The organism is Streptococcus sp. ST14 (genome assembly GCF_046098195.1).
Lineage (GTDB): Bacteria > Bacillota > Bacilli > Lactobacillales > Streptococcaceae > Streptococcus.
On sequence record NZ_JBJUSF010000016.1, the window covers coordinates 1 to 22,076 of the forward strand.

25 protein-coding genes and 1 other RNA gene are annotated in these 22,076 nt (G+C 41.2%); 8 read left to right on the forward strand and 18 right to left on the reverse strand.

Annotated elements, in window-relative coordinates:
- Positions 1–129 precede the first annotated feature (129 nt).
- The 5 genes from ACIY19_RS06375 to ACIY19_RS06395 form a co-directional block, all read right to left on the reverse strand.
- The gene (locus ACIY19_RS06375; RefSeq protein WP_000094601.1) at positions 130–1,464 is read right to left on the reverse strand and encodes an Nramp family divalent metal transporter; all 1,335 of its coding nucleotides are present in this window, start codon (positions 1,462–1,464) and stop codon (positions 130–132) included.
- A 305-nt stretch (positions 1,465–1,769) separates the two neighbouring features.
- Positions 1,770–2,117: a transfer-messenger RNA gene (ssrA, locus tag ACIY19_RS06380) on the reverse strand.
- Between the two features lie 61 nt (positions 2,118–2,178).
- Complete coding sequence (locus ACIY19_RS06385) at positions 2,179–2,814, reverse strand: SGNH/GDSL hydrolase family protein (protein WP_000290664.1); 636 nt, start codon at positions 2,812–2,814, stop codon at positions 2,179–2,181.
- A 1-nt stretch (position 2,815) separates the two neighbouring features.
- Positions 2,816–3,643 (reverse strand): HAD family hydrolase, encoded by an 828-nt coding sequence (locus ACIY19_RS06390; protein ID WP_049500101.1) that lies wholly within the window; start codon positions 3,641–3,643, stop codon positions 2,816–2,818.
- 21 nt (positions 3,644–3,664) lie between these two features.
- On the reverse strand, positions 3,665–4,990 hold the full coding sequence (locus ACIY19_RS06395) for a CapA family protein (RefSeq protein WP_409002984.1): 1,326 nt from the start codon (positions 4,988–4,990) through the stop codon (positions 3,665–3,667).
- A 174-nt stretch (positions 4,991–5,164) separates the two neighbouring features.
- On the opposite strand from ACIY19_RS06395, the gene def reads away from it, so the two are divergent.
- Both def and rlmB read left to right on the forward strand, forming a co-directional pair.
- Positions 5,165–5,776 (forward strand): peptide deformylase, encoded by a 612-nt coding sequence (gene def / locus ACIY19_RS06400; RefSeq protein WP_001272956.1) that lies wholly within the window; start codon positions 5,165–5,167, stop codon positions 5,774–5,776.
- A 44-nt stretch (positions 5,777–5,820) separates the two neighbouring features.
- Positions 5,821–6,549 carry a 23S rRNA (guanosine(2251)-2'-O)-methyltransferase RlmB gene (rlmB, locus tag ACIY19_RS06405; protein ID WP_045611907.1) on the forward strand — a complete coding sequence of 243 codons (729 nt, stop codon included), beginning with the start codon at positions 5,821–5,823 and terminating at the stop codon, positions 6,547–6,549.
- Between the two features lie 190 nt (positions 6,550–6,739).
- On the opposite strand, the gene trxB is transcribed toward rlmB, so the two are convergent.
- The 7 genes from trxB to ACIY19_RS06440 form a co-directional block, all read right to left on the reverse strand.
- Positions 6,740–7,651 carry a thioredoxin-disulfide reductase gene (gene trxB, locus ACIY19_RS06410; RefSeq protein ID WP_000272337.1) on the reverse strand — a complete coding sequence of 304 codons (912 nt, stop codon included), beginning with the start codon at positions 7,649–7,651 and terminating at the stop codon, positions 6,740–6,742.
- A 65-nt stretch (positions 7,652–7,716) separates the two neighbouring features.
- Positions 7,717–7,941, reverse strand: coding sequence for a DUF4059 family protein (locus ACIY19_RS06415; protein ID WP_000926603.1), 225 nt, complete (start codon positions 7,939–7,941; stop codon positions 7,717–7,719).
- Positions 7,942–8,018: 77 nt separating this feature from the next.
- Positions 8,019–8,762: an amino acid ABC transporter ATP-binding protein gene (locus ACIY19_RS06420; protein WP_409002985.1), complete on the reverse strand. Its 744-nt coding sequence runs from the start codon at positions 8,760–8,762 to the stop codon at positions 8,019–8,021.
- The gene (locus ACIY19_RS06425; protein WP_409002986.1) at positions 8,762–9,562 is read right to left on the reverse strand and encodes an amino acid ABC transporter permease; all 801 of its coding nucleotides are present in this window, start codon (positions 9,560–9,562) and stop codon (positions 8,762–8,764) included. Before ACIY19_RS06425 ends, ACIY19_RS06420 begins: the two co-directional genes overlap by 1 nt.
- A gap of 156 nt (positions 9,563–9,718) precedes the next feature.
- Entirely contained in the window at positions 9,719–10,075 is a 357-nt protein-coding gene (locus tag ACIY19_RS06430) for an arsenate reductase family protein (protein WP_049506081.1), read from the reverse strand.
- Between the two features lie 12 nt (positions 10,076–10,087).
- On the reverse strand, positions 10,088–10,603 hold the full coding sequence (locus ACIY19_RS06435; protein WP_049506082.1) for a methylated-DNA--[protein]-cysteine S-methyltransferase: 516 nt from the start codon (positions 10,601–10,603) through the stop codon (positions 10,088–10,090).
- Complete coding sequence (locus tag ACIY19_RS06440; protein ID WP_049506084.1) at positions 10,600–11,094, reverse strand: GNAT family N-acetyltransferase; 495 nt, start codon at positions 11,092–11,094, stop codon at positions 10,600–10,602. Before ACIY19_RS06440 ends, ACIY19_RS06435 begins: the two co-directional genes overlap by 4 nt.
- A gap of 134 nt (positions 11,095–11,228) precedes the next feature.
- Between ACIY19_RS06440 and ACIY19_RS06445 the strand changes: the two genes are divergently transcribed.
- Positions 11,229–11,675: a DUF1836 domain-containing protein gene (locus tag ACIY19_RS06445; protein ID WP_049506086.1), complete on the forward strand. Its 447-nt coding sequence runs from the start codon at positions 11,229–11,231 to the stop codon at positions 11,673–11,675.
- A complete protein-coding gene (gene trhA, locus ACIY19_RS06450; protein WP_001097972.1) occupies positions 11,672–12,319 on the forward strand; it encodes a PAQR family membrane homeostasis protein TrhA in 648 nt (215 codons plus the stop codon). Before ACIY19_RS06445 ends, trhA begins: the two co-directional genes overlap by 4 nt.
- 19 nt (positions 12,320–12,338) lie before the next feature.
- On the opposite strand, the gene pdxT is transcribed toward trhA, so the two are convergent.
- The 3 genes from pdxT to nox all read right to left on the reverse strand — a co-directional run bounded on the left by pdxT (position 12,339) and on the right by nox (position 15,328).
- Positions 12,339–12,920 carry a pyridoxal 5'-phosphate synthase glutaminase subunit PdxT gene (gene pdxT, locus ACIY19_RS06455; RefSeq protein WP_409002987.1) on the reverse strand — a complete coding sequence of 194 codons (582 nt, stop codon included), beginning with the start codon at positions 12,918–12,920 and terminating at the stop codon, positions 12,339–12,341.
- On the reverse strand, positions 12,921–13,796 hold the full coding sequence (gene pdxS / locus ACIY19_RS06460) for a pyridoxal 5'-phosphate synthase lyase subunit PdxS (protein ID WP_000138520.1): 876 nt from the start codon (positions 13,794–13,796) through the stop codon (positions 12,921–12,923).
- A gap of 152 nt (positions 13,797–13,948) precedes the next feature.
- On the reverse strand, positions 13,949–15,328 hold the full coding sequence (gene nox / locus ACIY19_RS06465; RefSeq protein WP_409002988.1) for a H2O-forming NADH oxidase: 1,380 nt from the start codon (positions 15,326–15,328) through the stop codon (positions 13,949–13,951).
- 143 nt (positions 15,329–15,471) lie between these two features.
- Here nox and ACIY19_RS06470 point away from each other — a divergent pair, with 143 nt between their 5' ends.
- From ACIY19_RS06470 to ACIY19_RS06485, 4 genes are read left to right on the forward strand one after another with little or no spacing between them, the layout of a single operon-like run.
- Entirely contained in the window at positions 15,472–15,654 is a 183-nt protein-coding gene (locus ACIY19_RS06470; RefSeq protein ID WP_409002989.1) for a hypothetical protein, read from the forward strand.
- The gene (locus ACIY19_RS06475) at positions 15,624–16,547 is read left to right on the forward strand and encodes an FAD:protein FMN transferase (protein ID WP_409002990.1); all 924 of its coding nucleotides are present in this window, start codon (positions 15,624–15,626) and stop codon (positions 16,545–16,547) included. The genes ACIY19_RS06470 and ACIY19_RS06475 overlap by 31 nt, the downstream gene beginning before the upstream one ends.
- 59 nt (positions 16,548–16,606) lie before the next feature.
- Positions 16,607–17,212, forward strand: a complete 606-nt coding sequence (locus ACIY19_RS06480; RefSeq protein ID WP_000915959.1) for an NADPH-dependent FMN reductase — start codon at positions 16,607–16,609, stop codon at positions 17,210–17,212.
- 17 nt (positions 17,213–17,229) lie between these two features.
- The gene (locus tag ACIY19_RS06485; RefSeq protein WP_000673674.1) at positions 17,230–18,474 is read left to right on the forward strand and encodes an NAD(P)H-dependent oxidoreductase; all 1,245 of its coding nucleotides are present in this window, start codon (positions 17,230–17,232) and stop codon (positions 18,472–18,474) included.
- An 82-nt stretch (positions 18,475–18,556) separates the two neighbouring features.
- On the opposite strand, the gene ACIY19_RS06490 is transcribed toward ACIY19_RS06485, so the two are convergent.
- The 3 genes from ACIY19_RS06490 to glyQ form a co-directional block, all read right to left on the reverse strand.
- Complete coding sequence (locus ACIY19_RS06490; RefSeq protein WP_000371290.1) at positions 18,557–18,814, reverse strand: DUF896 family protein; 258 nt, start codon at positions 18,812–18,814, stop codon at positions 18,557–18,559.
- A 41-nt stretch (positions 18,815–18,855) separates the two neighbouring features.
- Positions 18,856–20,892, reverse strand: coding sequence for a glycine--tRNA ligase subunit beta (glyS, locus tag ACIY19_RS06495; RefSeq protein ID WP_409002991.1), 2,037 nt, complete (start codon positions 20,890–20,892; stop codon positions 18,856–18,858).
- 254 nt (positions 20,893–21,146) lie between these two features.
- Positions 21,147–22,064 carry a glycine--tRNA ligase subunit alpha gene (gene glyQ, locus ACIY19_RS06500; RefSeq protein WP_000038733.1) on the reverse strand — a complete coding sequence of 306 codons (918 nt, stop codon included), beginning with the start codon at positions 22,062–22,064 and terminating at the stop codon, positions 21,147–21,149.
- Positions 22,065–22,076: the final 12 nt, after the last annotated feature.

Genomic DNA, 22,076 nt, shown 5'->3' on the forward strand with positions numbered 1-22,076 from the left:
TATCATCATAACTCAATTTCATAATAAAACACCCCAAAAGTTAGATTTTTTCTGTCTAACTTTTGGGGTGCAGTACAATCTTGGGTATCTTTTTTCTTATATGCTTGTTTTATAACTCGGGTGAATTTCTTAGAAAATATCAAATAACAATTTCACATTGAGAATTGTTAAGATAATGGAAACGATATAGCCAAGGATGGTATTCCATTTGGCATTGGTAAATTCTCCCATCAGTGATTTCTTAGAAGTTAGATAAATCAGTGGGAAGATTGAAAATGGAAGAGCAATCGAAAGAAAGACTTGTGAATAAACCAATAACTGATCCAATGTTTTTTCCTGATGACCAAACAGAACCGCTACAATCATGACAGGCAACAAGGCAAAGAGACGAGTTGCCAAACGAATGAACCATTGAGGTAATCTCATATGCAAGAAACCTTCCATAACGATTTGTCCAGTCAAGGTACCCGTAATTGTCGAATTTTGACCACTGGCTAATAAAGCCAAGGCAAACAAGGTTGATAAGGTCGAGCTAGCTATAGCTCCTGCAATAGTAGAATCCTGCAAGGCATTATACATTTGAGAGAAGGCAGAAATCTCAGATGCATGGCCGAAAAAGAGAGCCGCCCCGAGAATTAATAGAAGGGAGTTAACCACAAAGGCCAAGGATAATTGGAGATTTGAATCCCAGGTCATAAAGCGCACGGCTTTTCGAACATCATTCTTGTCCTTGTGATTGATTTTCCGAGTTTGAGACAAGGAAGAATGCAAATAGAGGTTATGGGGCATAACCGTTGCTCCCACGATCCCTAGTGCCAAGGTTAATTGACTTTCATGCCCTGGCAAGGGACTTTCAAATAAGGTTGCATTCGGTAGATAACCCTCAACGATTCCTTGGAAGCTTGGATGTGACAAAGCTACCAGATAGGTAAAAATTGCTAGAATGGTTAAAATCAGTGTTGTCACAATAGCTTCAATCTTCTTAAAGCCAAATTTCATCAGAAGCAATAAGAGAAAAACATCCAACACGGTCAAGAGAATTGCTATCATAATCGGAATCTTAAAGAGAAGATTGAGAGCAATCGCTGAACCTAGAACTTCTGCCAGATCTGTCGCCATCAAGGCTAATTCTAAAATCACCCATAGACTATAACGAAGCCATTTAGGTGAATGATGAGCCGTTGCTTGAGCCAGGTCCATCTGGGTTACAATACCAAGCTTTCCTGCCATCTGCTGAAGTTGCATGGCAATGAGAGATGAAATCAAGATAACAAACAAGAGACTATACTTATAGGAAGCACCACCGACTACACTGGTAATCCAGTTTCCTGGATCCATATAACCAACTGCGACAAGAGCACCCGGACCTAAAAAGGCATTTAAATTTTGCCAGAAATGATTGTTATTTGGAGTATCGATAGATTGATTAATCTCAGAGAGTGACACTTTTTTATGAGAAGACATAGATACTTACCTCTTTCTAAACCTACTTTTTCATTATTTTCTATTAGAGAAAAATAAGATTGACTTTAAACTATTAAAACAATGAAAACTATATGAAAAACATTTAGTTTTTTCATTATTTTTCTTAAGGCACCTTAATTATAACAGAAAATATGATAAAAACTTAAGAAAATTCAGGACTTGATTTAATATTTAGGATACAACAAAATGTTGTATTCTTTTTTTGCAAAAGAATACCAAAGACAAAAATAAAAAACGTTGATTTAACAACGTTTTACCAAGGAATGCAAAATAATGCAAAGGAATAATGGAGCCGGTGGGAGTCGAACCCACGTCCAAACATCTGCTAACATATTTGTCTACAACCATAGGTTATGTATTCGTTTAACAGTCCCTCGACACATAACTCAAGCCTAGAAACCGCGAGTCTATCAATCTCTTATCAAGCCGCTAGACAAGGCTTGATCGTATCTCGCTAATAATAAGACCTGTCATTGAACACGAGCAATCCAAATCGGGTCACGCCTGCTGGTTTTTAGGCAGCTAGAGCGTAAGAAGTGTTATTTTTTGCAGTTATATTTAACTGAGCGTTTACGTCGCCACACGAGTCGCAAAATATGCCTCATAATGCCTGTCGAATCCGTAACGACCCCAAAAGACAATAAAACCATTATACCTTATCTAACTCAAAAATGCAAAAAGGAAAGCAATTAACTACAAAAGATAGTCTTTCAAAGATTTTGTCAAAACCTGATAACCGGGAACACTAAGGTGCAACCCATCAGTTGTATAATCTTTTTTGAGTTGGCCTGCCTGGTCTGTCAAACTATCAAAAACTGGCGCAAATTCTACCTGCATATAGGCAGAGGAAAGTTCTTTATAGGCTTGATTCCATTTCTGAATTTTTTCATTCGTGCGGATATAGACTGTCTGCTTGTACTCCTCGCCCTCATTGACTGGCAAAATGGAAAGCAATTTTATCTCTGTCAGTGGATAATCGCGAGCAATGGATTGTATGATAGATTCGAGATTATTGAGAGCCTCATTCACAGGCACATCTTTTCCGATATCGTTCGTCCCAATTAAAAGGACAATTTTATCTACCGCCCCACCGTACAGATGCGCATCCAGATTCTCTAATAACAGCCCTGTCTGATAACCTCGAATGCCTCGATTGACAATCGTCTTTGCAGTCCCAAATAGTTCCTGCAGAGGATAATATTCGACAATGGAATCCCCAATAAAAAGAATGTCTGGCTCTACAACAGAAACCTGATTTAAGTGACGATACTTGGTTTGGATTTTTTCTTGTTCCTTCAGTAACCAATTTTCTAATAACTGTACTGCCACTTCATTCTCCTTTTTCTAACCAATTTTCCAAGACTTGGTAAACTCCTCCTTGGCTGTTAGCTGGTGCTAGAGCAGTCGCCACAGCTTTGGCTTTCTCATCAGCATTTTCCATCGCATAGGCAATTCCAGCCATTTCAAGCATTTCAACATCATTTTCACTGTCACCAAAAGCCATGATTTGTTGGGAGTTCAAGTCCCAGCGCTTGAGTAATTCTTCCAAGCCCCATGCTTTATGAATTCCAGCTTGAAGGATATCAATGCAACCATAGCCACTCGATACAGCCCGAACACGGCCATCAAAGAGGTCATTGATTTCTTCCAAGACCGAACTCAAACGTTCCTCACCAACAACCATACTCATCTTGAGCACACCACCAAAGAGGTCAGAGGTTAATTCGTCCACAAATTGCATCCGTTGGTAGAATTTTTCAATCATTTCTGGAGTCATAAAACTTTCAAGGTCTGTAAAAATCGTACCTTCTTTGACGAAACCACCCTTCATAGACGTTACAACAAACTGATCCTGACACGCTCGACCCTTAAAATGAGCCAAAGCCTTATCGACAATGGCATCATCCCAAGTCTGAGCCTGAATCAGTTCATTGTTTTCAAAAATACGAGCACCGTTTGCAACAACCAGAACCACCCGATCGACCAAGTGCTCCAGTAGTTGCCTCATTCGATGAATTTCATTCCCAGTCGCAATGACAAAACGAATACCCCTTTGATCCAACTGATCTAAAATCTTTTCCAAGCGTGGAAGATCAAGCTGGCCTCTAGCATCCAGCAAGGTCCCATCCATATCTGTCGCAATTATTTTAATCGTCATTTACTTCCCTCTGGATTCAAACTAATCCCACTTCAATCCTACATGTTCGTTCATTTCTTTATAGGCTGTATCAATTCGCTCCTTAGTTGCTTCATCTAACTGGTCACGATGACTGCCACCCTCGATAAAATCTTCTAAGATATAGGTTTGATAATGATATAGGGGATATCCTTCTGGTGAAAAAGTTCCCTTTGGTGTTCTATTGACCCAAGTAGGATGAGCTTTAGCTGTTTCAATAGTTGTTTTTCCACTGTTTTTCTTGACAGTTACATCCATAAGAACACCACGCTCTGTCCACTTCGCATTGTCTACACCAGTCATTGTTTCAATACGTTGGTTAGAAATGAAGTTCCCCATTGAATAGATAATGAGTTTCTTGTCTCCATCTTTTTCAACAATCTCAGATGGTTCAACTACGTGTGGATGGCCTCCAAAGATAATATCCGCTCCCCATTCAATCATCTTGTGGTACAAAGCCTTTTGCTCTTCAGTCGGTTCTATGCGATACTCAACACCCATCTGAGGCATGATAACAGTAATATCCGCTTCCTTCTCTGCACGCTCAATTTCAGCCTTCATCTTATCTTCGTTTAGGTCTGAAAGATAGCGGTTATAATCTTCTTGAGAAATACTTTGCTCAATTCCATTAAATCCATAAGAATAAGCCAAAAGTGCAACCTTGATACCGTTCACTTCCTTGATAACGAGCGGAGCTTGATCACGTGACTCGTGCGTATAAACTCCAATAGGTGTCATTCCTGCCTTTTCAATTGCATCTGCCGTTGAAATAACTCCTTCAATTTGAGAATCTAAAACATGATTATGGGCTAAATCTAAAACATGATACCCAGCATCTTTAATAGCATCCATTACTTGACCAGGAGCATTAAATAAAGGATAGCCAGCTAGATAATGATCTTTATTAATGGTCCCTTCAAAATCACCTATTGCCAAATCTGCCTGCTTAAGCCAAGGAGTTACGTATTCAAAATTCTCATGAAAATCATAGCTGCCATCTTCCTTTTTAGCTGACATATAGATAATATCATGGTAAAGTAAATCTCCATGGGCCATAATACGAGCACTTGTTTCTTCTTCCTGATCTTTAGATTTTTGATTTGTCTTATTTGCTTCTTTAGAAATGGCATCCTTTTTTTGACTGGTCAAGGGGATTCCTTGGAAACTTTCAAACAGCAAGACCAAGCCCATTGATAAAGCAACTGCTAGCAAGAGTATCGCCACAAATCCCTTATTACTCCACTTGCGATAACTCCTAAAAAAGTTTACAAAGCCCCTCATAAAACGAAAAACTGGTCCACGTTTATGTCTATCTTGTCTTCTTTGCATCTTCATTCTCCCTACTTTCTAATGCAAGCCTTTTCTTTTTATTATATCACAGATAAGTAATTCTTTCACAATTGAATCGAACCTAGTAGGTATTTTCTATAAAAGCTAGATGCCGAAATGCTTTCATTCCTTATCATTTTGTGATATAATGTAGAGGTAATGAAAGGAGAGAAAATGTCTGCAATAGAACGTATTACAAAAGCTGCTCACTTAATTGATATGAACGATATTATCCGCGAAGGGAATCCTACTCTACGCGCAGTTGCTGAGGAAGTCACTTTCCCCCTATCTGATCAAGAAATCATTCTTGGCGAAAAGATGATGCAATTCCTCAAACATTCCCAAGATCCTGTCATGGCTGAAAAAATGGGGCTCCGAGGTGGTGTTGGACTTGCTGCTCCTCAATTAGATATCTCAAAACGTATTATCGCTGTTTTGGTACCAAACATTGTTGAAGAAGGTGAAACTCCGCAGGAAGCCTACGACTTACAAGCCATTATGTACAATCCAAAAATCGTCTCTCACTCTGTTCAAGACGCTGCTCTTGGCGAAGGAGAAGGTTGCCTGTCTGTTGACCGCAACGTGCCTGGCTATGTTGTTCGCCATGCTCGCGTTACTGTTGACTACTTTGACAAGGACGGCGAAAAACACCGTATCAAGCTCAAAGGCTACAACTCCATCGTTGTTCAGCATGAAATTGACCACATCAACGGAATCATGTTTTACGATCGTATCAATGAAAAAGACCCATTTGCAGTTAAAGATGGTTTACTGATTCTTGAATAAAGAAAATCCCGTTGCAAGACGGGGTTTTGTGTTATAATAGAGGCATGAAAACAAATGATATTGTCTATGGCGTCCACGCCGTTACCGAAGCCCTCCTTGCAAACACAGGGAACAAACTTTACCTCCAAGAAGATCTCCGAGGTAAGAATGTTGAGAAAGTCAAGGAACTGGCTACAGAAAAAAAAGTATCCATTTCTTGGACTTCAAAAAAATCCCTCTCTGAGATGACTGAAGGTGCTGTCCACCAAGGTTTCGTTCTACGAGTATCCGAATTTGCCTATAGCGAACTGGACCAAATCCTTGCCAAAACACGCCAAGAAGAAAATCCACTTCTATTGATTCTGGATGGGTTAACTGACCCTCATAATCTAGGTTCCATCTTGAGAACAGCTGATGCGACCAACGTTTCAGGTGTCATCATTCCCAAGCACCGTGCTGTCGGAGTTACTCCTGTCGTTGCCAAAACGGCCACAGGTGCTATTGAACACGTTCCAATTGCCCGTGTGACTAATCTGAGCCAAACTCTAGATAAACTCAAGGATGAAGGTTTCTGGACCTTTGGAACGGATATGAACGGTACTCCTTGCCACAAGTGGAATACAAAAGGGAAAATCGCCCTCATCATCGGAAATGAAGGAAAAGGCATCTCTAGCAACATTAAAAAACAAGTCGATGAAATGATTACCATTCCGATGAATGGACATGTTCAAAGTCTTAATGCCAGTGTTGCTGCAGCCATCCTCATGTACGAAGTTTTCCGAAATAGACTATAAAAAAGTTTCCAGTCATCTGATTGGAAACTTTTTTATGATTATACTCAATGAAAATCAAAGAGCAAACTAGGAAGCTAGCTTAAGACAGCTCAAAGCACTGCTTTGAGGTTGTGGATAGAACTGACGAAGTCAGTACCCATACCTACGGCAAGGCGAAGCTGACGTGGTTTGAAGAGATTTTCGAAGTGTATTAACTATGTTCTGTAATAAATTTGTAAGCTTCTTGACCAGCGATAGCCCCATCTCCAACTGCTGTTGTTACTTGGCGAAGGTCTTTCTGGCGAACATCTCCAACCGCAAAGATACCGTCAACGGCAGTTTTCATGTGGTTATCTGTCACAATCCAGCCAGCCTGATCTTGAATATTCAAATCTTTGACAAAATCGCTAACGGGATCCAAACCAACATAGATAAAGACACCACCAAAGGCTTGCTCTGTTATTTGACCTGTTTTTACATTTTCAAATACGACAGATTCTACTCGGTTTTCACCTTTGATTTCCTTGACGACAGAGTCCCAGATAAAGTTGACTTTCTCATTAGCAAAGGCACGGTCTTGCAACACCTTTTGGGCACGAAGTTGGTCGCGACGGTGAACAATGGTAACAGTCTTGGCAAAGCGAGTCAAGAAGAGGGCTTCTTCTACCGCTGAATCTCCACCACCGACTACGAGCAAGTCTTGGTCACGGAAGAAAGCTCCATCACAGACTGCACAGTAAGAAACACCACGACTGTTCAGTTCTTCTTCTCCGGGAACTCCCAAAAGACGGTGTTTTGACCCAGTTGCCACGATGACAGTACGGGTTTCGTAAACTTGATCATCAGTGATTACCTTCTTATAGTCACCCTTGTCTTCAATATTTTCAACATAGCCATAAAGATGCTCTACTCCAAGGTTTTCAAGTGGTTCAAACATCTTTTCAGCCAATTCAGGTCCACTGATATTGGCATAACCTGGATAGTTTTCGATATCAGATGTGTTATTCATTTGCCCGCCTGGCAGACCACCTTCAATCAAGCCTACTTTCAGATTGCTTCGAGCAGCATATAAGGCAGCGGTCATTCCCGCAGGTCCAGCACCGATAATAATCGTATCGTACATTTCGATTCCTTCTTTCTTGTTGTAACTATCTTTATTCTAACTTATTCTTGCTAGTCACGCAAGGATTATGCCTTGAAAACCAAGAGCAAACTCATGACGGCAAAGGATAACACCGGAACGACCAAAACTCCAATCATAATCATATCATAGAGATGAGCTTGACGAGCCTTGGCTGTCTTGTCCACACCAGACATGGCTCTCAATCCAATCCAAATCCCCAGAAAAATCACGACAAGGATGGTCGTTAAGATCAAACTCTCGAAATATAAAGAAAACAGTTGCAGCAGCATGATCTCTCTCGTTTCTATCTTTTTTAAAGAGTAAACTCAGCTAGTCCAACTAACTGAGTTTTCCTTTTTCTATTATATCAAATATAAGTCCGTTTGTAACTAGCGAAGAATTCTTTTGTCCGTTCTTCTTTCGGATGATTGATGATGTCATCCGGTGTGCCTGACTCGATGATTTTCCCTTTATCTAGGAACAAAATCTTATCTGCCACTTGGGCTACAAAAGACATATCGTGACTAACCAAGATCATGGTTTGACCAGACTTAGCGGCATCTGCAATAGATTTTTCCACTTCTCCGACCAATTCTGGATCAAGAGCTGATGTTGGTTCGTCCAAGAGCAAGACGTCTGGTTTCATAGCGAGGGCACGCGCTAGGGCAACCCGTTGCTTTTGCCCACCTGACAAATGGCGAGGGTAATGTTGCTCCTTATCAGAAAGACCAACCTTAGCCAACTCTTCCTTGGCGATTTTGGTTGCTTCCTCATCTGATAATTTCTTAACAACGACCAAGCCTTCCTTGACATTGTCAAGGGCTGTTCGGCGTTCAAATAAGTTGAACTGTTGGAAAACCATGGACAACTTGCGACGAAGGGTCAAAATCTCCTCTTGGCTAATCTGAGAAAAATCAACTGTAAAATTGTCAATCTGGATGGATCCGCTATCTGGTGTTTCAAGATAGTTGAGGCTACGCAAGAAAGTTGATTTCCCTGCTCCAGATGAACCAATCAAAGCTACAACTTCTCCCTTTTGGATATCCAAGTCCAGATGATGCAAGACAGTCTGACCTGAAAAGGATTTGCTTAAATTCGAAATCTTAATCATTAACGTAGGTCTCCTTTCACATCTGTAGTTACTGTATCCGGCGCTGAAATTTGCATTTTCTTCTCGATAAAGCGACCGAGGCTTTCGATTCCGATATTGACTACCCAGTAAACAAGGGCTACGGAGATGAATCGCTCAAAGTAACGATAATCGGCTCCACCCAAAATCTGAGCCTGGGCAAAAACTTCGACAACACCCGCACTAAAAGCTAGAGAAGTTCCCTTGGTCAAACCGATGAGGGAATTAATCAAGGTTGGAGTAGCTACCACCGCTGCATTAGGAATAATGACACGACGATAAACTTGCGCACGGGTCATACCCAGACTACGCGCCGCCTCAATCTCACCTGGATTAACAGAAAGGATAGCTGCACGAATCGTTTCACTTGCATAAGCCGCCTCATTAAAAGCAAAGGCCACAATCGCAAAAAATGCCGCTGGAATCGCATTGATATTGAGACCAGTTCCCCATTGTTGGTTGATAGCTTTCAGTGCCAAAGGAATTCCGTAGTAGGTCAACATAAGTTGAACTAGGATTGGGGTACCTTTTAAGAAGCTGATGAAAAAGGCTTGCAAGGGATATAAAATCCTAACACGATTGATCTTAACAATGGCAAAAATCAGGGCAAGCAGCAAACCAAAGAGTGCACCTCCAAGCGTCAACATCAAGGTTGTAGGCAATTGTTGGACAATCCTTGGAATTCCATCAAAGACCGAACGCAAACTAAAGAGCTTACCATCCGGAATGAGTTGCATCAAACTTTGGTACCAATCTGATGCTAAAAATGTTGTAACAGTCATAAAAACATCCTCTCCTGATAATGATTCATTCTACCATACTTCTGCTCGCAAGCAAATTATTTGCTACGGGCTACTCAGACTTTGTCTATCTTCTAGTTTATCACACTTTAAAACAGGGAGGCTATATATTTTACCTATCAAGGAGATAAATAAAAACTATCTCAAACCTAAGTCCTCATAGGGTTTTCTATAGCCGATTTGTTTAACAGCACCATTCTCCACCAAAATGGGACGTTTCAATAACATACCATCACTCGCTAGAAGCTTGGCTGCTTCTTGTTTTGACAAACTTCCCACCTTATCTTTCAAGCCCAGTTCACGGTATTTAATCCCGCTAGTATTGAAAAATTGTTTCACTTCAAAACCGGAAGTTTCCAACCAGTCCAAAATGACGTCTTCACTTGGTGTTTCTTCTACGATGTGGACAGCTTTATAGTTCACACCGAGTTGGTCTAGTTCATTTTTTGCTTTCTTACAAGTTGAACATTTTGGGTATTCGATAAATTCTAACATCTTCTTTTCTTTCTATTTTTTATTTTCTTGAAATGCTACACCTTCATGTTGCAAGAGCCAGGCTTTTTTTTCGACTCCAGATGCATAGCCTGTCAAGCGATTGCCTGATCCTAGCACCCGATGACAGGGTACGAGGATGGACCAAGGATTACGCCCCACTGCTCCGCCAATCGCTTGGGCAGAAGCCACTTGCAAGTCTTGAGCTATTTGTCCGTAAGTTACTGTTTGACCATAAGGAATGGCCTGTAAGTAAGCCCAGACCCGGTTTTCAAAATCCGTTCCAATGGGAGCCAAAGGTAAGTCAGATAGATCCTGAACACTGCCTTCGAAATAGGTATCTAAATAGGAAATAACTTGCTCTAATACAGGATGGCCAGCAACTTCTTCTATCGTTTCGTCTCCTAATCCCCTCTCAAAATGAGTTTGGTCCTGTACCCAAATTCCATACAGATATTGCTCGTCAGCAACTAAGGATAAGGTCCCAATTGGCGACGGGTAGAGCATTTTTGCGTACTTTTTCTGCTTCATTTTTTTAATTTCTGATAGGCCAAGCGTTCCCCATCAACTGGAACCTTACCGACCTGACTAAATCCAAGTTTTTCAAAGATATGCTGCATGGTCTTGTTTTCTGCATGTGTATCTGAACGAAAATCTAGGTAATCAAAACCTTCAATCAAGCCTTCTAGGAAAGTCTGCGCAACTCCTTGTCCTTGGACATCTGTTGCGACAGCGATACGGTGAAAGACCAGATATTCTGATTCTTCCCCCTGCCAACTTCCTTCATAAATGGCTTCATAGGCTTCCTCTGGGTTCTTGGTCACAGCAGCATAGGCTAACAGTTCTCCCTCTTCTAAGGCCACATAGGCTTGACCAGAGATGATATCATCAATAATGATTTCGGCATTTGGATAGCCATTTTGCCACTGGTCACTACCAGAATTGGCTAAACACTTTTTGGCATCCTCCATCACCTGCATAATCGCATCTACTTCGTTTGGAAAAGCTAAACGAATCTCCATCTCTTCCCCTCATTTCTAACTAGTTTCTCTCATCATAGCATAATTTAAAGCTTTCTACAAGCAGTTGAAACTTGACTTTTGTTTTTTATTATTTTATAATCTAGTTATTAAAACTAGATAAAAAGGAGTTGGAAATGAATTCTAACTTTTCCTACCCAAAATGGGAAGACATTCCAAACATTGACCTCTATCTGGATCAGGTTTTACTTTATGTCAATCAAGTCTGTGCTCCTATCTCTCCAGATAAAGACAAGGGGCTAACAGCATCCATGGTTAATAACTATGTCAAAAATGGTTACTTGACAAAGCCAGACAAGAAAAAATACCAACGCAAACAGATTGCTCGTTTGATTGCCATCACCACTCTCAAGTCTGTCTTTTCGATCCAAGAAATCGCTCAAACACTTAATACTTTACAAACTCAAGCGAACTCAGACCAGCTCTACGACGCTTTTGTAGACTACATGAACCATGGGATTGATCCAGAAAATCCTATTATCCAAACTAGCTGCCAAACGGTTAAACTCTATCATCAAACTCTAGACTTAATCCTTATCAAAGAAGAGGAGGAAATCCAATGAATACCAGTCTAAAACTCAGTAAAAAACTCAGTTTTGGAGAGGAAATTGCTAATAGCGTGACCCATGCTGTGGGTGCCGTTATCATGCTCATCTTGCTCCCTATTTCATCCACCTATAGTTATGAAGCACACGGATTTTTATCATCTTTTGGTGTTTCAATCTTTGTTATCAGTCTCTTTCTCATGTTCCTCTCGTCAACCATTTACCACTCTATGGCCTATGGTTCGACCCACAAATACGTCTTGCGAATCATCGACCATTCTATGATTTACGTGGCTATCGCAGGCTCATATACGCCGGTCGTATTGACTTTGATGAATAACTGGTTTGGCTATCTGATCATTGCCATTCAGTGGGGAACGACCATCTTTGGCATCCTCTATAAAATCTTTGCTAAAAAGGTCAATGAGAAATTCAGCCTTGCCCTTTACCTGATTATGGGCTGGTTGGTTCTGGCTATCATTCCTGCCATTATCAGTCAAACAACACCAATTTTCTGGAGTCTCATGGTAACTGGCGGACTCTGTTATACAGTTGGAGCTGGATTTTACGCTAAGAAAAAACCTTATTTCCACATGATTTGGCATCTCTTTATCCTAGCTGCGTCTGCACTCCAATATATTGCCATTGTTTATTACATGTAAAAAAGTTGAGAATCTTTTCTCAACTTTTTTCTTTACACATATTGATAAAGTACTGGTGCAAGCGAGCATCATCTGTCAATTCTGGATGAAAAGAGGTTACCAGCATATTCTGTTCTTGCGCAGCAACGATTTGATTATCAACTGTTGCTAGAATTTCTACACCCTCTCCAACACTACTGATAATCGGTCCACGGATAAAAGTCATGGGAATCTGACCGACTCCCTTACATTCTGCCTCTGTATAGAAGCTTCCTAGTTGGCGCCCATAAGCGTTGCGCTCAACCACTATATCCATGATTCCAAGATGACTTTCTTCCTGAGAAGTGATTTCCTTAGCCAGCAAAATCAAGCCCGCACAAGTACCAAAAACTGGAAGTCCAGATAAAATAGCTTCTCGGATTGGAATCAACATCTGCTGGTCACGCAAGAGTTTGCCCATGGTTGTAGATTCCCCACCAGGCAATATCAAACCGGACAAGTCACACTGATGCTGTTGAAAATCATCTAAATTTCTGATTTCAACACTAACAACACCTAAGTTTTCTAACACTTTTGCATGCTCTGCAAAGGCGCCTTGCAAGGCTAATATTCCGATTTTCATCTATTTTCCTCGCTCTGCCATGAGAATTTGAATTTCATTCTCATTGATACCAACCATGGCTTCCCCTAGGTCTTCAGAGATTTGAGCCAAAATTTGAGGATTTTGGTAGTTGGTTACGGCTTTGACAATAGCACTTGCTCGTTTAACAGGATCTCCTGACTTGAAAATACCTGAACCGACAAAGACGCCCTCTGCCCCCAATTGCATCATCAGCGCAGCATCTGCAGGTGTTGCCACACCTCCGGCTGCAAAGTTGACAACTGGTAATTTTCCGTGTTCATGGACGTATTGGACCAATTCTACAGGGACTTGCAAGTCCTTGGCAGCCACATAAAGTTCATCTTCGCGTAGATTTTGAATACGGCGTATTTCCTGATTCATCATGCGCATATGACGAACGGCTTGAACGATGTCTCCTGTACCCGGTTCTCCTTTTGTCCGAATCATGGAAGCTCCTTCAGCGATACGACGCAAGGCTTCACCCAAGTCCTTAGCTCCACAGACAAAAGGAACTTGGAATTCTTTCTTGTCCACATGAAAACGGTCGTCTGCTGGAGACAGCACTTCACTCTCATCGATATAGTCAATCTCAATAGCCTCTAAAATCTGAGCTTCAACAAAATGCCCGATTCTGACCTTGGCCATTACTGGAATGCTAACCGCTTCTTGGATTTCCTTAATCATCTTTGGATCACTCATGCGGGAAACCCCACCAGCCGCACGAATATCAGCCGGAATTCGTTCCAAGGCCATGACAGCAGCCGCACCAGCAGCCTCTGCAATACGAGCCTGTTCAGGGTTCTGAACGTCCATGATAACCCCACCTTTGAGCATCTGTGCCAAGTTTTTATTTAATTCATAACGATTTTCAGTCATTTGTTTTATCCTCATCATTTGTATTGGTAGCTACCATTTCATTTTAAGTTAGATTAGAATGAATCACAAGATAAAAAAAATGTAATTGTATGGGTACAGATCGATTAAAAAACTATCTGACCATAACTTAAGGCCAGATAGTTCATCAAATTTTATTTTTCAGCTGTAAGGGCAGCCATTGTGATGTAGTTGTATGGTTTGTTGAAGTGTGGCAAGAAGAAGAGATCTGTCAAGGCCAATTTATCAATTGTTACATGCTCTTGGATAGCAAGTGAGAACATGTGGATTCCCATGCTGATTGCAGAATCGCGTGAAACCATTTGGGCACCAAGAATTTCACGGCTATCTTTGTCAAAGACAATCTTGATGGCAACTTCATGGTTGTCATGTTTCATGAATTCTGGTTTTTGAAGATCGTTAAAGCCTGTTTCAGTTGCGTTGTAACCAGCAGCTTTAGCTTTTTCAAGAGTCAAACCAGTTGAAACCATGTGAAGACCATAGATTGAGATACCATTTGAACCTTGAACACCGATTCCTTTCAATTCATGTCCACAAGCGTTGTAAGCACCAACAATACCAGTACGAACAGCATTTGAAGCAAGGGCGATGTAGCTTGTGTCTTTACGAGCATTGTCATAAACAGTCGCACAGTCACCTACTGCATAAACTCCTGGAATTGATGTTTCTTGTTTCTTGTCTACAAGGAAGGCACCGTTGCGGAAGAGTTCAATCTTACCATCAGCAAGTGATGTGTTTGGACGGAAACCAACCGCAAGAACAACCATATCCACATCAAAGCTTTCTTTGTCAGTAATCAAGCGTTCAACTTTACCGTCACCTTCGATTGCTTTAACAGTTTGACCAAGCGCCAAGCGGATGTTGTGGTCTTCCAAGTTCTTCGCCATCATTTGAGTGAAGTCTTTGTCATAGTAACCGTTCAAAACAGTGTCTACAATATCAACAAGGACAACTTCTTTTCCAAGACGTTCAAAGGCTTCAGCAAGTTCAACACCGATGTAACCACCACCAACAACGGCGATACGGTCAAGGTGTTGGCTCTTATCAGCAAGTTTATTGATAACTTCTTCAGCATTTTGGTACAATTTCACGAATTGTACGTTTTCAAGAGTTGCTTTAAATTCGCGGTTTCCCTTAACAATTTCAACACCTTCGATTGGTGGCAAGATTGGTGTAGAACCTGTAGCGAAAATCAATTTCTCGTATGATTCTTTGTGCTCTTTTCCTTCAACTTCTGCTGTAACTACTTTGTTATCATAGTCGATTGAAAGAACTGGTGAGTTCATGTAAACTTTAGCACCTTTAGCTTCCAATTTTTCTTTATCAGAATAGAACAAGCCTTCAGCACCGTCAATTTGCTCACCAATCCATAGAGCCATTCCACATCCTAGGAAAGAGATGTTAGAGTTTTGGTCAAATACAACAATTTCGTTCTCATTTCCAAAATTATCCAACATGGTATTGATACATGCTGTACCAGCGTGGTTCGCACCGACTACAACGATTTTACTCATAAAAAATTTCCTGCCTTCATTCTAAATTTACCCTACTAGTATACCATTTACTGTTAGCGTTTACAAGTGGTTTACTATTATTTCAGCATTTTTTATCAAAAATAATTCCCCATTTGTCCTGTTTGCAAGCCTCATGAATTTTTGTGAGCATATTTCTTGACTTTTTCCAAATTTCATTTGTGAAAAGTCTAACTTTATGGTATTCTAATAACATGAAAATAAAATGTAAGGGCTTCAATTTAGATAATTATTTGATATTACAACTTATTTTCTATAAGAGAAAGGAGTTGGTAGCTTGCCTCTTCGTTCACATTCTGAACGCCTAATGGGAACCACTATCACTATTTCATTAGTAGATGAGCGAGCCGATAGCTTGCTCCAAAAATCCTTTGATTTACTCAGAGAGCTAGAATACCGCTTCAATGCCAATAGTCAGGAATCTGAGTTGATGGAAATCAATCATCAAGCTGGAATAGCTCCAGTCAAAGTTCATCCAGACCTGTTTGAACTGATTTCACTTGGGTTAGAGCATAGCCTAGCGCTCTCTAGCCACCTCAATATCAGCATTGGTCCCTTAATTCAAACCTGGCGTATCGGTTTTTCAGATGCCAAGGTCGCCCAGCCTCAAGAAATTGAATCGGTGCTGCCTCTAATCAATCCTCATGGTATCAAGTTAGATTCTTCTACTTCTACTGTGTTTTTAAAACAGAAAGGAATGAAGATCGATCTAGGTTGTTTAGCCAAAGGATACAGTGCGGATAAGGTTGCCCAATTTCTTAGGAAAGAGGGGGTGACTTCTGCCTTGATCAATCTGGGAGGGAATATCCTGACCATTGGAAAAAATCAGGCAAGAGGGGATAACCCATGGCAAATCGGGATTCAAGACCCAGCCAATCCTAGGGGAAATCATTTAATGACCATCCCTGTTGTCAATAAATCTGTCGTGACTTCAGGCATTTATGAACGTCACCTGACCGTCGATGGACAAGATTACCATCACATTTTTGACAGTCAAACAGGATATCCTGTTGAAACGGAACTAGCGAGTCTAACAATCATCTCTGATAAATCAGTCGATGGCGAAATCTGGACGACTCGACTCTTTGGAGAAAGACCTGCTTCTATCCTCTGGCAAGTCGAAAGTTTGGAGGGCATCGAAGTCATCCTCATCGATAAAGAAGGCCACCTAAGCTGTTCTTCAGGAATTCCTACTCTATAGAGACAACTGTTTCAATGGAATTTTAAAATTGTATTATGTAAAAAGAGAAAGGAAATCTCATGTTAAAACTTATTGCTATTGTTGGAACAAATTCAAAACGTTCTACAAACCGTCAATTGCTTCAATACATGCAAAAACACTTTACTGACAAAGCTGAAATTGAGCTTGTTGAAATCAAGGCCATTCCTGTCTTCAACAAACCAGCTGACAAGCAAGTACCTGCTGAAATATTGGAAATTGCTGCTAAAATCGAAGAGGCTGATGGCGTTATTATCGGTACTCCTGAGTATGATCACTCTATTCCAGCTGTTTTGATGAGCGCTCTTGCTTGGTTGTCTTATGGTATTTACCCACTTTTGAACAAACCAATCATGATTACAGGTGCTTCTTACGGTACGCTTGGTTCATCTCGTGCCCAATTGCAACTTCGTCAAATCTTGAATGCTCCTGAAATCAAGGCAAATGTTCTTCCAGATGAATTCTTGCTCTCACACTCTCTTCAAGCATTTAACCCAAGTGGTGACTTGGTTGACCTTGATGTCATCAAGAAATTGGATGCCATCTTTGATGACTTCCGTATCTTCGTGAAGATTACTGAGAAATTGCGCAATGCACAAGAATTGCTTCGCAAAGATGCAGAAGAATTTGACTGGGAAAATTTGTAAGATAGGAGACCGAAAGAATGAAATTTGTTGGACTTGTTGGATCAAACTACGATCAATCATATAACCGCAAACTCTTGGAATTTATCCGTCGCAATTTCAAATTCAAATTTGAATTAGAAGTCCTTGAAATCGACGAAGTTCCAATGTTTAACCAAGACGAAAAATGGGACGAAAGCTTCCAATTGCGTTTCTTGTATAACAAGATTACACGTGCTGATGGTGTCATTATCGCTACTCCTGAGCACAATCACACTATCTCAGCTTCTCTCAAATCTGTACTTGAATGGCTTTCATACGAAGTTCATCCATTTGAAAACAAGCCTGTTATGATTGTGGGTGCATCATACTATGACCAAGGAACATCACGTGCCCAAGTTCATCTTCGTAAAATCCTTGATGCTCCAGGTGTCAATGCCTACACGCTTCCAGGTAACGAATTCCTTCTTGGTAAAGCTAAGGAAGCTTTTGATAACAATGGAAACATCACCAACGAAGGAACTGTTAAATTCCTTGAAACTTGCTTAGATAACTTTGTAAAATACGTAGGAGTCGTTTCGAAATTGAAAAAACCAAAACCAATCGAACCAGAAGACTTGGATTGTGGAAAACCAATTGCTACAACCATTACAGAAGTTGATCCTGACGATCCAGAATGGGTAGAAAAAGTTGCAGCAATCACTGGTGCTGTTTCTGGTGATACCTATGTCAAATTGGACCACGGTATCTTGACAGTTAATCAAATTGATATGTTCTTGAAAGCTATGCCATTTGAATTGACATACGCTGACGACAACAACCAATTCCTCTACTACAACAACGCTCACCAAGATCCAGACACCATGTTTGCTAAACGTGTACCACCTCAATCAGGTAGCCGTATGTCGACTGTTCATGGTTCTCTTCCACCAGCACGTATGAAGAACGTAGAGTGGGTTATCGGAACACTTCGCAACGGAAACCAAGAATACGTTCGTACGATCGTTCCAGGTTCTCCTGCAGGTGTCATCAACACCCACAACTACCAAGCAATGTACTATCCTGATGGATCATACGCTGGTATCAATGAAATCGTCTTTAACTTCCAACCATGGCTTGACTGGTACCTAAAAGAGACTGGTCAACGTTTGGTGGGAGGTAGCGGACCATTTGCTCCTACTGCCGGAGGTCATGGAGACGCCGATGCTACTTCTGGCGCTTCTGATTCAGGGGATGCTGGAGGCCACGGTGGTGACGCAGACGCTACTTCTGGTGCAAGCAATTAAGAAACCAAAAAGGAGCCAAATGGCTCCTTTTTTTATTACAACAGAAAAGGGGCTTGTAAATCATCTACAAGCCCCTTTCATTTTATGAGTTAGGATCATCTATACTACGGCCGTGCAAACCTTTTTCACGTTGTACCTGACGTAGTTTTTCTGGTGTGACGTCATTGCCTTCCTCGTCCACAATTTTAATTCCCTCGATGTGGTGACGAACAGAACGACGATAGCCTTCGATGTACTCCTCACGAAGTTTAGCTTGTTCCACTTTTTCAGCAGAAGTTAAGCCTTCTGTTTTTTTCTTTTTGGCAAGCTCGTTGATACGAGCGATTTTTTTCGGATCCATTTCTTCTCCTTTGTGATAAGATACAGTCCGTTTGACTGAGTTTATTTAGTATTAATTTGGTTGAAACGTGCAAGTTTAGCTGCTTTTTTGGTTAATTGCGACAAGATAGCCAAGCGATTTTGTCGGACAGTCTGATCTTCAGCCATTACCATGGTATTTTCAAAGAAAGCATCAATAACTGGACTAAGCGCAAAGAGTTGTTCTAATTGCTGACTTGCTGTCCCTGTCAAAACGAGTGATTCTACTGCTTCCGCCAAGGCTTTCTCTTCTTCATTCTCAAAGAGAACAGGATCAACAGTATCAGTTCCTTCGGCTTTTTCAGCCAAGTTGAAAGCACGTGATAGGGATTCGACAGATGGTTTGAAGTCTTCTTTCTTGCTTGCTTCGACAAGAGCACTTGCTGCTTCTAGCATATCTGCCACAACAAAGTTTGAACTTGCAAGGACTGCTTCCTTAATGTCTTTTGGAGTTGAACCCATCATCTTATCAACACGAGCCTTAATAAAGTCCATAACCTCTGCTTTATTTTCATAAGTCAAGTTGTCGAATTTCAAAGCATAAAGGCTATCGATCAGCTCATCCATAGGAATGTGCCAACCAAAAGCATCCAAGATACGAACTACACCTTGCGTCGCACGACGAAGGGCATACGGGTCATTAGAACCTGATGGAATCAAGCCTACTGAGAAGAAACTCAAAATCGTATCCAATTTGTCTGCAATGGCTAGAATGGCTCCCACCTTGCTCTCTGGAAGTTCTCCTTCGGCTGATGTAGGCATGTAGTGTTCACGAATAGCAGCCGCAACTGCTGGAGTTTCCCCAGCAAGAAGGGCATATTTCTCACCCATAATTCCTTGAAGTTCATCAAACTCACCAACCATACCCGTCAACAAGTCAAACTTGTAAATAGCTGCTGCACGAGCTAGGTCAACTGTTTCATCCACTGACAAACCAGCTTTTTCTGCCAAGAGAATGGCAATCTGCCCCGTGCGAATCATGTGTTCACGAAGGGAACCAATCTTTTCGTGGAAGGTCACATGGTTCAATTTTTCGACAAGGTCAGAAATGACCAATTTTTGGTCTTCACGCCAGAAGAATTCACCGTCTTCCAAACGAGCAACTAAGACTTTTTCATTACCCTTGATAACATTTTCCAAATGCTCTGCGTTTCCGTTACGGACTGAAATGAAGTTTGGTAAGAGTTTACCGTCTTGATCACGAACAACAAAGTAACGTTGGTGCTCTTTCATCGAAGTTACCAAGACTTCTTCAGGCACTTCAAGGTATTTGGCATCAAAACTTCCCATAAAGGCAGTTGGGTATTCAACCAAGTTCAAGACTTCATTGAGCAAATCAGCATCAATTTCGATACGTACACCATGTTCAGCCTCGATTGCCTTGATTTGGTCAACAATCATTTGCTCACGTTCACGAGGATCCGCGATTACAAACTGCTTACGAAGGTCTTCTTCATAGCTCAATGCTGACTGAATCTTAGTTTCTTGTCCCAAGAAACGATGGCCACGGCTTACACGACCGCCCTTGATATCAAGGAAATCCGAATCAAATTCTTCTTCATCTAAAAGAACAGTTAAAGTGTGTACAGGGCGGATGTATTCAAAGGTGTTGTTAGCCCAGTGCATGCTGACAGGGAATGTCAGTGACTTCAAGACGTCTACTACACCTGGAACAATGGCTTCAACTGGTTGCCCCACTTCTTCCTTGATAACATAGACATATTCTTCACCCTTGATTTCACGGAATTCAATATCTTCAACTGTCAATCCTTTTCCACGGACAAATCCTTGAGCTGCTTTGGTGAAGTTTCCATCACTATCCAAGGCAATTTTCTTTGCTGGACCCTTGAAATCTTCTGTCAAATCAGACTGTTTGTCTGCAAGACCAGTCACACGAACAGCCAAACGACGTGGTGTTGAGAAGGTTTGAATGGCTTCAAAAGACAGGCGGTTTTCCTTGAGGAAGGCTGCCATTTTTTCACCTAGTTGTTTTTCGCTTGGAGTTACTACGTAGGCTGGTAACTCTTCAAGACCGAGTTCTACTAATAAGTTTTTTGTCATATTTTTTCTCCGAAAAGTATCTTTTTTGATATGCCCCTTAGGTACTGGGGACGTCGCTAACTAACTTTTGTGAGTCTGTAAGGAAATCTTATACCAAATAAACTAAGATTTCCAACAGTCTCATCAAAGTGGATTTAGCTGACTGATTTTTGAACCCAAGGTTTCAAAAATCCCCACATAACAGTACGGCGGTGCATATCCCTCTAGCAAGTCTTCGACTTGCCTTTAACGATTTTAGAGCACAGTATTACTTACTATTCTGCGTCTTCTGCTAGGAGTTTAGCTCGTGTTGCTTCATCCAAAAGTGGGTAGCCTAGGCGTTTGCGTTCTGCAACAAAGGTTTTGGCTACGACACGGGCTAAGTTACGGATACGGGCGATATAGCCTGCGCGCTCTGTTACAGATACGGCACCACGCGCATCAAGCAGATTAAAGGTGTGTGAACATTTGAGAACATAGTCATAGGCAGGGTGAACCAAGCCTTCTTCTAATGCACGACCAGCTTCCTTTTCAAACTTATCAAAGTTTTCCAGCAACATTTCTTGGTCCGAAATTTCAAATGAATATTTTGAATGCTCATACTCAGGCTGGATGAAGATTTCTCCGTATTTAACACCATCAGCCCACTCGATATCATAGACAGAATCAACTTCTTGAATGTAAGAAGCCAAGCGTTCTAAACCATAAGTAACTTCCGCAGTAACAGGACCAGTTGCCAATCCACCAACTTGTTGGAAATAAGTGAATTGAGTGATTTCCATCCCATCAAGCCAAACTTCCCATCCAAGACCAGCTGAACCAGTAGAAGGATTTTCCCAGTTATCTTCAACGAAGCGGATATCGTGTTCCAAAGGATTGATACCCAATTTTTCCAAAGACTCAAGGTAAAGCTCTTGGATATTTGATGGAGAAGGCTTCATAACCACTTGGAATTGGTGGTGTTGGTAGAGACGGTTAGGATTTTCTCCATAACGACCGTCAGCAGGACGACGTGATGGTTCTACATAAGCCGCATTCCATGGTTCAGGTCCGATAGCACGAAGGAAAGTGTAAGGGCTCATCGTCCCTGCACCTTTTTCATTGTCATAAGCCTGCATAAGCATACAACCTTGGTCATTCCAAAATTGTTGCAAAGTCAAAATAATTTCTTGAAATGTTAATTTCTTAGACATTGTTTACTCCTT

Coding starts and splice junctions, on each gene's coding strand:
- ACIY19_RS06375 (WP_000094601.1), bottom strand. CDS start 1,464: ATGTCTTCTCATAAAAAAGTGTCACTCTCTGAGATTAATCAATCTATC.
- ACIY19_RS06390 (WP_049500101.1), bottom strand. CDS start 3,643: ATGACGATTAAAATAATTGCGACAGATATGGATGGGACCTTGCTGGAT.
- ACIY19_RS06395 (WP_409002984.1), bottom strand. CDS start 4,990: ATGCAAAGAAGACAAGATAGACATAAACGTGGACCAGTTTTTCGTTTT.
- def (WP_001272956.1), top strand. CDS start 5,165: ATGTCTGCAATAGAACGTATTACAAAAGCTGCTCACTTAATTGATATG.
- rlmB (WP_045611907.1), top strand. CDS start 5,821: ATGAAAACAAATGATATTGTCTATGGCGTCCACGCCGTTACCGAAGCC.
- trxB (WP_000272337.1), bottom strand. CDS start 7,651: ATGTACGATACGATTATTATCGGTGCTGGACCTGCGGGAATGACCGCT.
- ACIY19_RS06415 (WP_000926603.1), bottom strand. CDS start 7,941: ATGCTGCTGCAACTGTTTTCTTTATATTTCGAGAGTTTGATCTTAACG.
- ACIY19_RS06420 (WP_409002985.1), bottom strand. CDS start 8,762: ATGATTAAGATTTCGAATTTAAGCAAATCCTTTTCAGGTCAGACTGTC.
- ACIY19_RS06425 (WP_409002986.1), bottom strand. CDS start 9,562: ATGACTGTTACAACATTTTTAGCATCAGATTGGTACCAAAGTTTGATG.
- ACIY19_RS06430 (WP_049506081.1), bottom strand. CDS start 10,075: ATGTTAGAATTTATCGAATACCCAAAATGTTCAACTTGTAAGAAAGCA.
- ACIY19_RS06435 (WP_049506082.1), bottom strand. CDS start 10,603: ATGAAGCAGAAAAAGTACGCAAAAATGCTCTACCCGTCGCCAATTGGG.
- ACIY19_RS06440 (WP_049506084.1), bottom strand. CDS start 11,094: ATGGAGATTCGTTTAGCTTTTCCAAACGAAGTAGATGCGATTATGCAG.
- ACIY19_RS06445 (WP_049506086.1), top strand. CDS start 11,229: ATGAATTCTAACTTTTCCTACCCAAAATGGGAAGACATTCCAAACATT.
- trhA (WP_001097972.1), top strand. CDS start 11,672: ATGAATACCAGTCTAAAACTCAGTAAAAAACTCAGTTTTGGAGAGGAA.
- pdxT (WP_409002987.1), bottom strand. CDS start 12,920: ATGAAAATCGGAATATTAGCCTTGCAAGGCGCCTTTGCAGAGCATGCA.
- pdxS (WP_000138520.1), bottom strand. CDS start 13,796: ATGACTGAAAATCGTTATGAATTAAATAAAAACTTGGCACAGATGCTC.
- nox (WP_409002988.1), bottom strand. CDS start 15,328: ATGAGTAAAATCGTTGTAGTCGGTGCGAACCACGCTGGTACAGCATGT.
- ACIY19_RS06480 (WP_000915959.1), top strand. CDS start 16,607: ATGTTAAAACTTATTGCTATTGTTGGAACAAATTCAAAACGTTCTACA.
- ACIY19_RS06485 (WP_000673674.1), top strand. CDS start 17,230: ATGAAATTTGTTGGACTTGTTGGATCAAACTACGATCAATCATATAAC.
- ACIY19_RS06490 (WP_000371290.1), bottom strand. CDS start 18,814: ATGGATCCGAAAAAAATCGCTCGTATCAACGAGCTTGCCAAAAAGAAA.
- glyS (WP_409002991.1), bottom strand. CDS start 20,892: ATGACAAAAAACTTATTAGTAGAACTCGGTCTTGAAGAGTTACCAGCC.
- glyQ (WP_000038733.1), bottom strand. CDS start 22,064: ATGTCTAAGAAATTAACATTTCAAGAAATTATTTTGACTTTGCAACAA.